Raw genomic sequence first — 14,991 nt, forward strand, 5'->3', positions numbered from 1 at the left:
TTCGGGGTGGCCCGAACCGCTCGGGCCTGACTGGTAACGTACTGACGCAATAAGAATTCGAATCCATTCGAACCCCTTTCCTTCGTATATCCGATCCATCAACTGGGCGAGACTATGATCGAAGTCAAGAAAGGCCTGGATCTCCCCATCATGGGGGCGCCCGAGCCGCGCATCGACGATGCTCGGTCCGTGCGCCACGTGGCCATCCTGGGTACCGACTACGTCGGCATGAAGCCGACCATGGAGGTCCGGGAAGGGGACAAGGTGAAACTGGGCCAACTCCTCTTCACCGACAAGAAGAATGAAGGCGTACGCTTCACGGCTCCGGCGGCCGGTGAGGTCGTCGCGATCAACCGTGGGGAGAAGCGCAAGCTGCTCTCGGTCGTCGTCAAGGTCGACGAGAACGAGGAGGCGGTGGAGTTCACCGCTCACGATCGCGACAAGCTCGAGAGCCTCGAGCGCAAGACGGTCGTCGAGCAGCTGGTCGAGTCGGGCCTGTGGACGGCCCTGCGTACGCGTCCTTATTCCCGCACGCCGGCGATCGACAGCGAGCCGGCGGACATCTTCGTCACGGCTATCGACACTCACCCCCTGTGTGCCAATCCCGCCGACGTCATCGGTGAGCAGCCGCAGGCGTTCGAAGATGGTCTCAAGGTGCTCACGCGGCTGACCCAGGGCAAGGTTTTCCTGTGCACCGCGCCCAACGCACCCATTCCCGGCGGCGACGTGGCGGGCGTGCAGGTCGAGACCTTTGGCGGCCCGCATCCGGCCGGTCTGGTCGGTACGCACATCCATTTCCTGTCGCCGGTCGCTCTGCACAGGCGTGTCTGGCATATCGGCTATCAGGACGTGATCGCCTTCGGCAAGCTTTTCACCGAAGGCAGGCTCGACATGTCGCGAATCGTCGCCGTGGGCGGGCCGCGTGCCGAGAAGCCGCGCCTGCTGCGGACACGAATCGGGGCCAGCACCGAGGAACTGTTGGCGGGAGAAATCCTCCAACCCGAAGATACGCGCGTGATCTCCGGTTCGGTGTTCTCGGGGTTCACTGCGGAGGGCAGCCTGCGTTATCTGGGACGCTTTCACAACCAGTTCAGCCTGCTCGAAGAGGGCAACAAGCGCAGCTTCCTGGGCTGGCTGTCGCCGGGCAACAACCGCCATTCCGTGCTGGGCATCTACCTGTCGAGGTTCATGGGGCTCAACAATTATGCGCCCAACACCTCCACCAACGGCTCCGAGCGCGCCATGGTGCCGGTGGGGGTCTACGAGGAAGTGATGCCATTGGACATTCTTCCGACCCAATTGCTGCGTACGCTGATCGTCGGCGACATCGAGGTGGCCATGCAACTCGGGTGCCTGGAGCTGGATGAAGAGGACCTGGCGCTGTGCACCTACGTGTGCCCGGGCAAGTACGAATACGGTCCCATCCTGCGTGAAAACCTCACCATGATCGAGAAAGAGGCCTGATGATGGGTATCCGACAGACACTCGACAATCTCGAACCCCATTTCCACAAGGGTGGCAAGTACGAGAAGTGGTATCCGCTCTTTGAAGCGGTCGACACCATCTTCTATTCGCCGCCCAGCGTGACCAAGACCACGGCGCATGTGCGCGACGGCATCGACCTGAAGCGCATCATGATCACCGTATGGTTATGTACCTTCCCGGCCATGTTCTTCGGCATGTGGAATGTCGGCTGGCTGGCCAATATGGCGATCGCTGACGGCTACGAGGCGCTGGGTGGGTGGCGCGAAGCCGTGGTGATGCTGCTGGCGGGCAGCCACGACCCGGGCAGCCTGTGGGCCAACTTCGTGCTCGGCGCCACCTACTTCCTGCCGATCTACCTGGTGACCTTCGTTGTCGGTGGGTTCTGGGAAGTGGTGTTCGCGATCAAGCGCGGCCACGAGGTCAACGAAGGCTTCTTCGTCACGTCCGTGCTCTACGCCTTGGTTCTGCCCGCGACCATCCCGCTGTGGCAGGTGGCGCTGGGTATCACGTTCGGCGTGGTGATCGGCAAGGAGATCTTCGGCGGCACCGGCAAGAACTTCCTCAACCCGGCGCTGACCGGTCGTGCCTTTCTTTACTTCGCCTACCCGGCGCAGATCTCGGGCGATGAGGTCTGGGTGGCGGCCGACGGTTATACCGGCGCGACGCCTCTCTCCATCGCCTTCCAGGAGGGCATGGTGGAGCTGACTTCCCAGTACAGCTGGTGGGATGCCTTCCTCGGCTTCCTGCCCGGTTCCGTGGGTGAGGTTTCGGCCCTGGCCATTTTGATCGGCGCCGCGGTGCTGCTGTGGACCAAGATCGCCTCCTGGCGAATCATGCTGGGTTGCTTGATCGGTATGGTCGGCACCAGCATGCTATTCAATCTGGTCGGCTCCGAGAGCAATCCCATGTTCGCCATGCCGTGGTACTGGCATCTGGTAATCGGGGGCTTCGCTTTCGGCATGGTCTTCATGGCGACTGATCCGGTGTCCGCTTCGATGACCAATCCCGGTCGACTGATCTTCGGCATTCTGATCGGTGTAATGACCGTGCTGATTCGCGTGGTGAACCCGGCATTCCCTGAAGGCATCATGCTGGCGATCCTGTTTGCCAACCTGTTCGCTCCGCTGATCGATCACTTCTTTGTTCAGGCCAACATCAAGCGTCGCATGCGGCGCGTCGGTGTGCCGGCCGGGGAGACCGCCTGATGGCACAGAGCAATAACTCCATCAAGAAGATTCTCACGGTGGCGTTCGCACTCTGTATCGTGTGTTCGGTCATCGTGTCGACCGCGGCGGTGGCGCTGCGGCCCAAGCAACAGCTCAACCAGGAACTCGATCGCAAGACGAACATCCTGAGCGTGGCCAACCTGTACGAGCCGGGCATGGATGTCGAGGAGGCATTCAGCGAGGTCACCCCACGCGTGGTCGATATGCGCACGGGGGAGTACACCGATGAGCTCGATCCGGAGACTTTCGACCACTTCCAGGCAGCGCGCGATCCGGCCATGGGGCGTACTCTGTCGGGTGACCGCGACATAGCAGGTCTGAGCCGCGTGGAGAACTTCGCCACGGTCTATCTGGTCGGTGACGCCGAGGACCCGGACCAGATCATTCTGCCGATTCGCGGTCAGGGCCTGTGGGGGCTGATGCGTGGCTTCATGTCGGTGGAAGGCGATGGCAACACCATCGTCGGTATCACCTACTACGAGCACAGCGAGACGCCTGGGTTGGGCGCCGAGGTCAACAATCCGCGCTGGCAGGCCCAGTGGGAAGGCAAGAAGATCTTCGCCGACGGGGAAGATCTGACACCTGCCATCCATCTGACCAAGGGTGGCGCTGATGACGAGACCGAAATCGATGCGCTGTCTGGCGCTACCCTGACCAGCAACGGCGTCACCAATATGCTGCAGTTCTGGTTGAGTCCGGAGGGCTTCGGTACCTACCTGGCGCGCTTCCGTAGCGAAGTCGACCGGGAAGAGGTGCAGGAAGCCGACGTCGAACTCGAAGCCGAAGCTTAAGGAGCCTGAACATGTCCGCTGTGACTCCCAAGGGCGTCCTGACGACCCCGATCTTCAACAACAACCCCATCGCCCTTCAGGTACTCGGTATCTGCTCGGCGCTGGCGGTGACGACCAGCATGAGCGTTTCGCTGGTCATGGCGCTGGCCGTTATCTCGGTAACGGCGTTCTCCAACCTGTTCGTGTCACTCATTCGCCACCATATCCCATCCTCGATTCGCATCATCGTCCAGATGACCATCATCGCCTCGCTGGTGATCGTGGTGGATCAGGTGCTCAAGGCGTTCGCCTACGAGATGTCCAAACAGCTCTCGGTGTTCGTTGGCCTGATCATTACCAACTGTATCGTGATGGGGCGTGCCGAAGGCTTCGCCATGCAGAACTCGCCGGGCCTCTCGTTCCTGGACGGTGTCGGCAACGGGCTGGGCTACGGTTTCATTCTGATGACCGTCGGCTTCTTCCGTGAGCTGCTCGGTTCTGGGAGCATCTTCGGTTTTACCGTGTTGCAGACGGTGCAGGATGGCGGCTGGTATGTGCCCAACGGCCTGCTGCTGCTGCCGCCGTCTGCGTTCTTCATCATCGGCCTGATCATCTGGGCGCTGCGCGAGACGCATCCGGAGCAGGTCGAGAGGAACGAGTTCGTGATGAGAAAGAACAGCATGCCGAAGGAGGCCGTGTAACATGGAACACTACATCAGCCTGTTCGTCGCCTCGGTCTTCGTCGAGAACCTGGCGCTGGCGTTCTTCCTCGGCATGTGTACCTTCCTGGCGGTTTCCAAGAAGGTCTCGGCGGCCATTGGTCTCGGCATCGCGGTGATCGTGGTGCTGACCATCTCCGTGCCGGTCAACAACGTCATCTACAACGCGTTGTTGGCCGAGGGGGCTCTGACCTGGACCGGTATCGAAGGTGCCGAGAACATCGATCTATCCTTCCTGGGCCTGCTCTCCTATATCGGCGTCATCGCCGCTCTGGTGCAGATCCTCGAGATGTTCCTCGACAAGTACGTGCCGGCTCTCTACAACGCGCTGGGTGTATTCCTGCCGCTTATCACCGTGAACTGCGCCATCCTCGGTGGCGTGCTGTTCATGGTCGAGCGTAACTACGGCTTCGGAGAATCCGTGGTCTACGGCCTGGGTTCCGGTGTCGGCTGGGCGCTGGCCATCACCGCACTGGCGGGGATTCGCGAGAGGCTCAAGTACAGCGACGTGCCGGCCGGTCTGCAGGGACTGGGCATCACTTTCATTACCGTGGGGTTGATGTCGCTGGGCTTCATGTCTTTCTCGGGCATCCAGCTCTGAGCCAGGGCGCGTTTCCGGCGGCGCTCGCGCCGCCGGGAAACAGGTCACACAGCAAATAGGAAACCGACATGGTTGAAACATCTATCATCTTGCTCGGTGTGTTCATGTTCACCGTGGTCGTCATCGGCCTCGTCGCGGTGATCCTGGCGGCGCGCAGCAAGCTCGTCAGCACCGGCGACGTGTCCATTGAGATCAACGGCGACCCGGAGCACACCATCACGACCCAGGCCGGTGGCAAGCTACTCAACACACTGGCGGCGAATGGCATCTTCCTTTCCTCCGCCTGTGGCGGCGGTGGTTCCTGCGCTCAGTGCAAGTGCCGGGTGGAAGAGGGCGGCGGCTCCATTCTGCCGACCGAGGAGTCCCACTTCACCCTGCGCGAGAAGAAGGAGGGCTGGCGCCTCTCTTGCCAGGTGCCGGTGAAGCAGGACATGAAGATTGAAGTGCCGGAGGAGGTTTTCGGCGTCAAGAAATGGGAGTGCGAGGTCATCTCCAACCCCAACGTCGCCACCTTCATCAAGGAGCTGAACCTGCGTCTGCCCGAGGGCGAGGAAGTGGCCTTCCGCGCCGGCGGTTACGTTCAGCTGGTAGCACCGCCCTACGATATCAAGTTTTCGGACTTCGATATCGAGGAGGAGTATCGCGGCGACTGGGAGAAATTCGATCTGTTCAAGATCTCCCACAAGAACGACGAGGAAGTCATTCGCGCCTACTCGATGGCGAACTACCCCGAAGAGAAGGGGATTCTCAAGTTCAACATCCGTATCGCCACGCCGCCTCCCGGCTCCAACCATCCGCCGGGCCTGATGTCGACTTACGTCTTCAACCTGAAGCCGGGCGATAGGGTCACGGTGATGGGGCCCTTCGGCGAGTTCTTTGCCAAGGAGACCGACGCCGAGATGGTGTTCATCGGCGGTGGTGCCGGCATGGCGCCGATGCGCAGCCATATCTTCGATCAGCTCAAGCGTCTCGACTCGAAGCGCAAGATCAGCTTCTGGTACGGTGCGCGCTCCTGGCGCGAAACCTTCTACAACGAAGAGTACGACAAGCTGGCCGAGGAGCACTCCAACTTCGAGTGGCACCTGGCCCTGTCCGATCCGCAACCCGAAGACAACTGGACCGGGCCGACCGGGTTCATTCACAACGTGCTGTACGAGAACTACCTCAAGGACCATCCGGCTCCCGAGGATTGCGAGTACTACATGTGCGGACCGCCCATGATGAACGCCTCGGTGATCAAGATGCTGCTCGATCTGGGGGTAGAACCCGAAAACATCCTGTTGGATGACTTCGGCGGATGATCTCCCTCGCCCTAGGGCGATTTTCAGGGCTGACCCGCAGCGGGTCAGCCCTGTTCATGTTCGTCGTGATGCTGCCCATGGCGCTGAGCGCCTGCCGCCATCAAATCAGCGAGCACCATCTACAGGGCGCGACCCTGGGAACGGGCTACCATATCACCCTGTATGCCGATCTGAGTGACGCGGCGCTCCTGGCGCTGGAGACCGGCATACAAGGTGAACTGGAAGACCTGCAACGTCAGCGCGAACTCTACGTACGCGCACTCGATGCCGCTTTCGCTCGGGTCGGGATGTCGGCGCCGACCATTCTATTGGGCGAATTGGATCACATGGTTCATGCTCTGGCCGTCGACCGCATGGTTGAATGGCTGGATGCACGCGAGGACTTGGCCGCGCTGGTCGAGGTGGGCGGCGTGATGCGCGCTGCGGCTGCCCCGCCGAATGGCGGCTGGCGCTTGTCACTGGAGCGCGCCGGACTGCCCAAGCTATCCGAAGAGCGTTACCTCTACCTGCATGACGCTGCACTGGTGCATCGTTTCACGGAACTGGAAGCATCTCCGCTGATGTCGCTTCCGACACCGCTGGGTGTTAGCGTCGTGGCCGAAACGGCGAGCGAGGCCATGCGGCAAGCCAACCGGATGATGCTGGCCGAGCCGGGCGACGCCCTGGCATATGCCGCGCGTACGGATAGAGCGGCCAGGCTTGTTGTCAAGACACCCCAAGGCATCGTCATTCATCAAACCGCGGCGCTCGAACCCTGGTTCGAGGGATAGCCGCAAGGAGTGCTATCCATGACCACATTCTTCGTTGTCCTGGGCTTCATGCTCTTGATCATGGCCGCCATGGCGATCGGTGTGATAGCCGGGCGCAAGCCCATTGCCGGCTCATGCGGAGGGCTCAACAAGCTTGGCCTCAAGGAAGGCTGCGATATCTGCGGTGGCAAGGACGAGGTCTGCGAGGAAGAGAACCGCAAGCGCAACGAGGGGCAGCAGGCCAGTGCCCGCCGCCGCAGCGACGAGAGTCGCGGTGCCGACCTTGGCTACGACGCCACCAAGCGCTGAGCGCAGGAGCCGACGACTACATCGACAAGGGATAGGAGACGCGAGAGCCCATGGCAGTGCATAACTACGACGTGGTAGTGATTGGTACCGGGCCGGCCGGCGAGAGCGCCGCGATCAATGCAGCCAAGCATGGCAAGCGAGTGGCGGTTGTCGAGAAACAGCCGGTACTTGGCGGCAACTGCACGCACTGGGGCACGATTCCCTCCAAGGCGCTGCGCCATCAAGTCAAGCAGATCATGCAATTCAATACCAATCGCATGTTTCGGGATATCGGCGAGCCGCGTTGGTTCTCCTTTCCCAGGGTAATGGAGCGTTCGCGCATGACCATCGACCAACAGGTCGAGATGCGCACCAAATTCTATGCCCGTAACCGCATCGACCTGTTCAGCGGTGTGGCACGCTTCAAGGACGAACATACCCTGCTGGTACGCGACCGCCAGGAAGCGCTGGAGGAACTGGTGGCTCAGAAGGTCGTCATCGCCACCGGTTCGCGTCCCTATCGGCCGGCCGACATCAATTTTCGGCATCCGCGCATCTATGATTCCGATACCATCCTCAGTTTGTCGCATACGCCACGGACCCTGATCATCTTTGGTGCCGGTGTGATCGGCTGTGAGTACGCCTCGATCTTTTCCGGGCTGGGCGTCAAGGTCGATCTCATCAACAACCGGGACCGGCTGCTGTCTTTCCTGGATGACGAGATCTCCGATGCGCTCTCCTACCATCTGCGCAAGCATGGCGTACTGATTCGCCACAACGAAGAGTACGAGCGCGTCGAAGGCGATGAGTCCGGGGTCGTGGTCTACCTCAAGTCGGGCAAGAAACTGCGTGCCGACGCTTTCCTGTGGGCCAACGGCCGCACCGGTAACACCGACGAGCTGGGGCTCGAGAACATCGGCCTCGAGGCGAACGGTCGCGGGCAGCTACAGGTCGACGATCACTACCGCACTGCGCGTCCGCACATTTATGCCGCGGGTGATGTAATCGGCTGGCCGAGCCTGGCGAGTGCCGCTTACGATCAAGGGCTCAATGCATGCGATGAGCTGCTCGAGCGCGATTACCGCTTCGTCAGTGAAGTACCGACAGGCATCTACACCATACCCGAGATCAGCTCTTTCGGTCGCAGCGAGCGCGAGCTGACCGAGGCGAAGGTGCCTTATGAAGTTGCTCAGGCTTTCTTCAAGGATACCGCCCGTGCCCAGATCACCGGCGATACAGTGGGTATGCTCAAGATCCTGTTCCATCAGGATACTTTGGAGATCTTCGGCATCCACTGTTTCGGTGACCAAGCCTCGGAGATCGTCCACATCGGCCAGGCGATCATGCAACAGAAGGGCGAGGCCAACACGCTCAAATATTTCGTCAATACCACCTTCAACTATCCCACCATGGCTGAAGCTTATCGGGTAGCGGCCCAGAATGGCCTGAATCGGGTGTTCTGAGCCCTACTTCCTTTCAGCTTCATCACTGTTTAATAGTCTGTAGCCTGCTCTCTTAAGAGGGCAGGCTTTTTTGTCTGTAGCTCGCCTATCAGAACACCTTTTCTCAGGTTACCGAACCGTAGAAAAACCCTAATAACAAAGCATCAGATTTTTAGCCGAATCAGGAAAGCCCATTCGTCAGGATGACGTTCGCCTCAAACCAGGTATGGGAAAAACCAACTACGCAAAAAGTAAGTACGTTTAGTAACATGCCGAAGGAAAACATAACAATGGAAGCAATCCAGTTGGAACGGAAAGGGAGATCCACCATGAGCTCCTCTGGCGGTAGCGTGGCCTGGAATAATCCACCCTGAGATTTATTAACTTAATTGATTGTTTTTAAAGGGCGAGGGTGTCTATGACACATACTTCAGATTGAAATAAAGGCGCGTCGAGGACAAAATGACGACTCATTATAGGCCTGAGGTCGATGGGCTAAGAGCCGTAGCCGTTATACCCGTTATATTCTTTCACGCAGGGTTTGATACCTTTAGTGGCGGGTACGTTGGTGTCGATATATTTTTCGTAATAAGCGGCTATCTGATCACTGGAATAATTTACAATGAAATAGTCGAAAAGAAATTTTCGATCGTGAATTTTTACGAGAGACGGGCGAGGAGAATTCTTCCGGCGCTATTCTTTGTCAGCATCATATGTATGGCCGTGGCGTGGGTATGGATGCTACCGGAAGAATTCGCGAGCCTGAGCAAGAGCCTGATTGCCGTCAATCTGTTCGTCTCAAATATTCATTTCTGGCAGGACATGGATTACTTTGCCGGCCCGGCAGAGATGAAGCCCTTTCTGCATACATGGAGCCTGGCCGTCGAAGAGCAGTTCTATTTGTTCTTCCCTCTTTTCATGCTGTTGGCGGGGTGGCTCAGAAAAGGGCTGCTCATGGGCATCCTGCTGTTGGGTTTCCTTGCCAGCTTAGCCCTATCGGAATATGGCTCAACCCATCACCCTTCAGCCAATTTCTATTTGCTGCCGACTCGGGCCTGGGAACTGCTGGCGGGATCGATCGTGGCTGTCTATCTGCACCGGCACAAGTCGCAGCCTCCCGCCTGGCTCGGCAATCTGGCAGGTTTGTTCGGACTAGCGCTGCTCCTGTATGCAATCTTCGTATTCGATCAGAGTGTTCCTTTCCCTGGCCTGTGGGCCCTCGTACCCGTCCTCGGAACCGTTCTCATCATACTCTTTGCCGGTGAAAGAGATATTGCAGGAAGGTTGCTGTCCTTCAAGCCTATGGTCGGGATCGGTCTGATCAGTTACAGCGCCTACCTCTGGCACCAGCCGGTCTTTGCCTTCGCCAGGGAACGTAGCATGGGGCCCATCTCCGATGTCGACTTCATTCTGCTGAGCATACTCTCACTGCTGTTGGCCTGGTTCTCCTGGCGCTATGTCGAACTACCCTTCCGTAACCGTCTTAACTTCACCCGGCCGCAGATATTCAAGTCGGCATTGGTTATGTCCTGCCTGATGATCGGGGTTGGTCTCTACGGCAGCCACTCCCAAGGTATTCCGTGGCGCTTCGACGAAGAGGTTGAAAGCCTGGCGATGGTGCGCTCCCAGAAGCACATCAACTCCGAGAATTGCCAGAGCACGCCGGGTAACCTGCGGCCTCTCGATGCGATCTGCGTATATAACGAGAGCGGAGAAAGAACCGTGGTGGTATGGGGTGACAGCCAAGCGACGCCACTAGTCGGACCGATAGCCGAACGAGTGGATGCGTTGGGGATGCAAGTCAAGCAGTTCGTTTATACCAACTGCCTGCCTATTGCGGGCTATACCCGTAGCGATGATCCGCTGTGTGGTCGCCACAACGAGCAGGTGCTGGAGTACGTGCTGGAAGATGCAAGTGTCGAGCTCGTGGTCATGCTGGGTCGTTATCCTCTTCAATTCGAAGGCCTCGCATTCAATAACGGAGAAGGAGGTATCGAGCACGATGAGGCCGTGCGTGCCGTACCCATGGATCGTCTCGATATGGCAAACAACCCACTTCGAGTGGAGGAGGTTGGCAGACTGCTGCAGGAAACCGTCAACAGGATGATCGAGGCGGGGAAGCGGGTCGTCTTGATTTATCCGGTGCCCGAGGTGGGGTGGGATGTGCCCTATCTGTTGAGCAAGGAGAGATTATACGGTATCGAACGGTTTTCGCCCTTATCAACCAGCTACGAAGTTTTCAAGCAGCGAACGTCATCTTCTTACGAGCAGTTTTCCAGGATAGGGGAACACGATAACTTGCTGAAAGTCGAGCCGGCCAGCTTGTTCTGCAATACCTACATACCCAGTCGATGTGCCGCTCAGATCGAAGACGAAATCCTCTATTACGACAATAACCACTTGAGCGTAACCGGCGCCTCGATGCTGGTATCGCAAATATTCGTAAAAATGAGAAGAAAGGGATGGATGAGCGAAGAGGAACACAAGTTGAGCATGCTGAGCGATGACTCAGCGGTTAGTGTCATGCAGCAAAGGTGAGTTAAATATCCACGAAGAGAGGGAAAATAATGAGAGTATTGATTCTCGGGAACATGGGGTATGTGGGGCCCGAAGTCGTCAAGGAGCTAAGGCGTCAACATCCCGAATCGGTATTGCATGGCTATGACAATGCCTATTTCGCTCACTGTCTTACGGGTGTGGACCGCATTCCGGAGAGTTACCTGGACAAGCAATATTACGGAGACGTTCGCCATCTCCCTGAAGGGATGCTGGAGGGCTATACCGCCGTGGTGCAGCTTGCCGCCGTTTCCAATGATCCCATGGGCCACCGTTTCGAGACTGTCACTCAGGAGATCAATCAGGAAGCCTCCATAAGGATTGCTCGGCAGGCGGCGCAGGCTGGCGTGAGCCATTTCGTCTTCGCGTCGAGCTGCAGCGTCTATGGACTCGCCAGTGGTGAGCCGCGCAAGGAAACCGACCCGCTCGCACCGATGACCGCCTATGCCAGGTCCAAGATCGGCTCCGAAGATGCACTTGCTGGAATCGGTGGCGACATGGTCATTACCAACCTGAGATTCGCGACCGCTTGCGGCATGTCTGCGCGGCTCCGTCTGGATCTGGTTCTGAACGACTTCGTCGCTTGCGCCCTGTCACAGAAGAAAATCACCGTGCTCAGCGATGGAACACCATGGCGGCCTCTTATCGACGTCAGCGATATGGCGAGGGCGATCGACTGGGCCATTCAGCGGCAGGCAGCCAATGGGGGGCGTATCCTGAGCGTCAATACCGGCTCCAACCGTCGCAATCACCAGGTACGCGACCTGGCAGAGGCCGTCTCCGATGCGATTCCAGGCACGACCGTGCACATCAACGAGAAAGAAGCAGTCGATAGCCGCTCTTACAAGGTGGATTTTGGGCTCTTCGAAGAGCTTGCTCCCGATCATCAACCCCAGATGACTCTTCAGGACTCCATTCAAGAATTGATTGATGGGCTTTCTCGCATGCAATTTACGGATTCAGATTTCCGCAACTCACACTGGATGCGGCTAAGAGTTCTACAAGCACACGTCGAGCAGGGGCGCCTGTCAGAGGGTTTGGAATGGAGAGTGAGATGACACTCGCCAGCCAAAGAACTTTGCTGTAGCACCTAATTAAAAAGGGGATATGCCATGAAAGTCGTGATACTTGCAGGTGGTTTCGGAACGCGGCTCAGTGAAGAAACTTCCATTCGACCGAAACCGATGGTTGAAGTAGGGGGGCGCCCCATACTTTGGCATATTATGAAAATATATTCACATTATGGCTTCAAGGATTTTGTGATCCTTGGTGGCTACAAGGTCGATTACATCCGAGATTACTTTCTCAATTATCGCGGAAAGCAGACTGACTACAGCATCGACTTGAAGACCGGGCGAGTCGAATGGTTGAACGGAGTCAGTGAGGATTGGAATGTGACGGTCCTCGATACCGGAGCTGATTCGCTGACAGGTGGCAGGATAAAGCGTGCAAAACATCTTATCGACGACGAGACGTTCTGCTTGACATATGGAGACGGTGTCAGCGATGTGAATATCGGTAAGCTGGTGCAAAGCCACAAGGAATCAGGTTGCTGGTGCACGCTGACGGCGGTGACTCAGCCGGGGCGTTATGGTGCTCTCAGACTGGACGAGGACAGCAATCACGTCAGGGCATTCCGTGAAAAGGGAGCCGTGGACGGAGGTTTGATAAATGGTGGATTTTTTGTCTGCGAGCCCGAGGTGCTGGACCTGATCGACGATGACCGCACGACTTGGGAGAACGAGCCCATGGAGCGCATGGTGCAGATGGGGAAGCTGGGTTACTACCATCATCAGGGCTACTGGCAGAGCATGGATTCGCTGCGTGACAAAATGGTGCTCGAAACGGCCTGGGCCGATACGCCACCGTGGAAAGTCTGGAAGGATTGAGTAGGGAGTCAGCCTTCCGTAGCCCATCAGCAGCCAGGATAAAAAGAAAGCGATGATTATTGTAGATACGGCACTAGCGAAACGAAAAGCGGATAACAATCCAATACGCGTCGGCATGGTCGGCGCGGGATTTCAGGGCAAAGGTATCGGATTGCAGATCATGACCGCGACACCCGGCATGACGCTCTGCGCCATCGCGAATCGCCATGTCGAGTCGGCAATCGACGTATACGGCCAGGTAGGGATTGAGCCTCAGCGATGCGAGACGACGGCGGAGATCGAATCGGCGATCGCCAGCGGCCGGCCTGTGGTCACGGAAGACGCCAAGGCCATGGCCGCATCTGATGGCCTGGATGCCATCATTGAAGTTACGGGTTCGATCGAATATGCGGCAGAAGCGGTACTGGCAGCCATCTCATACGGTAAGCACGTCATTCAGATGAATGCGGAACTCGATGGGACGATCGGCCCGATCTTGAAATACAAGGCGGAACAAGCCGGACTGATCTACACCTTCTCGGATGGCGACCAACCGGGCGTGCAGATGAACTTGTTTCGGTTCACCGAAGGGCTAGGTATCAAGCCTGTATTGTGCGGAAATATCAAGGGATTGCATGATCCGTACCGCAACCCAGAAACACAACGCGCGTTTGCGGAGCGGTGGGGACAGAAACCCGCCATGGTCGCCTCATTCGCCGATGGCACGAAGATATCCTTCGAGCAGGCGATAGTAGCGAATGGTACGGGGATGCAGGTGGCTCGCCGCGGCATGTTGGGACCCGATTTCTCGAACGGCGATCCCGGCTCGCCGCTGGTGCCTATCGAAGAGACGCTATCGCGCTTCGAACCTTACCTGGATCCTGCGGGGCCAGGGCTCGTCGACTATGTAGTGGGCGCGCGGCCAGGTCCTGGCGTCTTTGTCATCGGGACATTAGCTGATCCGCGAAAACAACACTACCTTGAGCTCTACAAGCTCGGAAAGGGCCCTTACTACTGTTTTTACACGCCCTACCATCTATGCCATTTCGAAGTGCCCACCTCGGTCGCGCGAGCAGTTTTGTTCAATGATCCTGTGTTGACACCTCGTGGCGCTCCGCTGGTAGGGGTGATAGCCATGGCCAAGAAGGATCTGAAAGAGGGAGAAGTAATCGGAGAGTTCGGAGGTTTCGAAGTTTACGGAGTCGCCGATAACATGGAAAATATTCGTCAAGAGAGGCTTCTGCCCATTGGCCTGGCACTCGATTGCGTCGTAAGAAAAAGTGTTAAACAGGATACGCCGCTGACTTTCGATGATGTCCAGTTCCCCGAGGGACGCTTGGTCGACCGACTCTATGGCGAGCAGGAAAACATATTCTTTGGAAAAAGCGGAGAATAAGGGGGACATATGAAGTTCATCCAGACAGATCTCAAGGATGCCTACCTGGTGGAACTCGATCTTCGTGGCGATGAAAGAGGATTCTTTGCAAGAACGATGTGCCGCGAGGAGTTCGCCACGATTGGTATCGAAAGCAGCTTCGTTCAGCAGAACACGTCCTACTCGGCGCATCGAGGGACTCTTCGCGGACTCCACTTCCAAAAGACTCCTCATGGAGAAAGTAAGCTGATTCGCTGCATCAGCGGAGCCATCGTTGATGTCATCGTGGATATCCGACAGGACTCCCCCACTTACATGCAGCACCAGATGTTTGAGCTGACAAGCAGGAATAGGTTGCAACTCTTTGTTCCCAAAGGCTTCGCCCACTCTTTCATGACGCTGGAGGACAATGTAGAAGTCAGCTATCTAGTGAGCGCACCCTATACACCTTCCGCCGAAGATGGGCTCAGATACAATGACGAGGAACTCGGAATCGAATGGCCCTTGCCGGTTTCGGTAATTTCAGAAAAAGATGCCAGTTGGCCATTGGTAAGAGAACGCACCCATCAGCTTTATTGATGATGGTCACCATATAACCTATAGCGATGATC

The 14,991-nt window shown here is 57.5% G+C and carries 14 protein-coding genes; all 14 read left to right on the forward strand.

The genetic code is table 11. The annotated features are described in order from the left end of the window. The first annotated feature begins 114 nt into the window (after positions 1-114). On the forward strand, positions 115-1,464 hold the full coding sequence (locus CYJ07_RS01350) for a Na(+)-translocating NADH-quinone reductase subunit A (protein WP_104201862.1): 1,350 nt from the start codon (positions 115-117) through the stop codon (positions 1,462-1,464). Beyond that, entirely contained in the window at positions 1,464-2,690 is a 1,227-nt protein-coding gene (locus CYJ07_RS01355) for an NADH:ubiquinone reductase (Na(+)-transporting) subunit B (protein ID WP_104201863.1), read from the forward strand. Before CYJ07_RS01350 ends, CYJ07_RS01355 begins: the two co-directional genes overlap by 1 nt. Then, positions 2,690-3,502: a Na(+)-translocating NADH-quinone reductase subunit C gene (locus tag CYJ07_RS01360; RefSeq protein ID WP_104201864.1), complete on the forward strand. Its 813-nt coding sequence runs from the start codon at positions 2,690-2,692 to the stop codon at positions 3,500-3,502. The genes CYJ07_RS01355 and CYJ07_RS01360 overlap by 1 nt, the downstream gene beginning before the upstream one ends. Before the next feature lie 11 nt (positions 3,503-3,513). Then, entirely contained in the window at positions 3,514-4,182 is a 669-nt protein-coding gene (locus tag CYJ07_RS01365) for an NADH:ubiquinone reductase (Na(+)-transporting) subunit D (RefSeq protein ID WP_104201865.1), read from the forward strand. A gap of 1 nt (position 4,183) precedes the next feature. Beyond that, positions 4,184-4,801, forward strand: a complete 618-nt coding sequence (gene nqrE, locus CYJ07_RS01370; protein WP_104201866.1) for an NADH:ubiquinone reductase (Na(+)-transporting) subunit E — start codon at positions 4,184-4,186, stop codon at positions 4,799-4,801. Positions 4,802-4,869: 68 nt separating this feature from the next. Next, on the forward strand, positions 4,870-6,102 hold the full coding sequence (gene nqrF, locus CYJ07_RS01375) for an NADH:ubiquinone reductase (Na(+)-transporting) subunit F (RefSeq protein WP_104201867.1): 1,233 nt from the start codon (positions 4,870-4,872) through the stop codon (positions 6,100-6,102). A gap of 56 nt (positions 6,103-6,158) precedes the next feature. After that, positions 6,159-6,872 (forward strand): hypothetical protein, encoded by a 714-nt coding sequence (locus tag CYJ07_RS01380; RefSeq protein ID WP_156085456.1) that lies wholly within the window; start codon positions 6,159-6,161, stop codon positions 6,870-6,872. A gap of 18 nt (positions 6,873-6,890) precedes the next feature. Next, complete coding sequence (gene nqrM, locus CYJ07_RS01385) at positions 6,891-7,160, forward strand: (Na+)-NQR maturation NqrM (protein ID WP_104201869.1); 270 nt, start codon at positions 6,891-6,893, stop codon at positions 7,158-7,160. Positions 7,161-7,210: 50 nt separating this feature from the next. Next, positions 7,211-8,602 (forward strand): Si-specific NAD(P)(+) transhydrogenase, encoded by a 1,392-nt coding sequence (sthA, locus tag CYJ07_RS01390; RefSeq protein WP_104201870.1) that lies wholly within the window; start codon positions 7,211-7,213, stop codon positions 8,600-8,602. A 441-nt stretch (positions 8,603-9,043) separates the two neighbouring features. Next, positions 9,044-11,119 (forward strand): acyltransferase family protein, encoded by a 2,076-nt coding sequence (locus CYJ07_RS01395; RefSeq protein ID WP_104201871.1) that lies wholly within the window; start codon positions 9,044-9,046, stop codon positions 11,117-11,119. A gap of 29 nt (positions 11,120-11,148) precedes the next feature. Next, on the forward strand, positions 11,149-12,195 hold the full coding sequence (locus CYJ07_RS01400) for an NAD-dependent epimerase/dehydratase family protein (RefSeq protein ID WP_104201872.1): 1,047 nt from the start codon (positions 11,149-11,151) through the stop codon (positions 12,193-12,195). Positions 12,196-12,249: 54 nt separating this feature from the next. Continuing rightward, entirely contained in the window at positions 12,250-13,026 is a 777-nt protein-coding gene (rfbF, locus tag CYJ07_RS01405; RefSeq protein WP_104201873.1) for a glucose-1-phosphate cytidylyltransferase, read from the forward strand. A gap of 52 nt (positions 13,027-13,078) precedes the next feature. Next, entirely contained in the window at positions 13,079-14,401 is a 1,323-nt protein-coding gene (locus CYJ07_RS01410) for an NAD(P)H-dependent oxidoreductase (RefSeq protein ID WP_104201874.1), read from the forward strand. A 9-nt stretch (positions 14,402-14,410) separates the two neighbouring features. Then, positions 14,411-14,959, forward strand: coding sequence for a dTDP-4-dehydrorhamnose 3,5-epimerase (gene rfbC, locus CYJ07_RS01415; RefSeq protein WP_104201875.1), 549 nt, complete (start codon positions 14,411-14,413; stop codon positions 14,957-14,959). Positions 14,960-14,991: the final 32 nt, after the last annotated feature.

This window comes from Billgrantia saliphila, from assembly GCF_002930105.1.
Lineage (GTDB): Bacteria > Pseudomonadota > Gammaproteobacteria > Pseudomonadales > Halomonadaceae > Halomonas > Halomonas saliphila.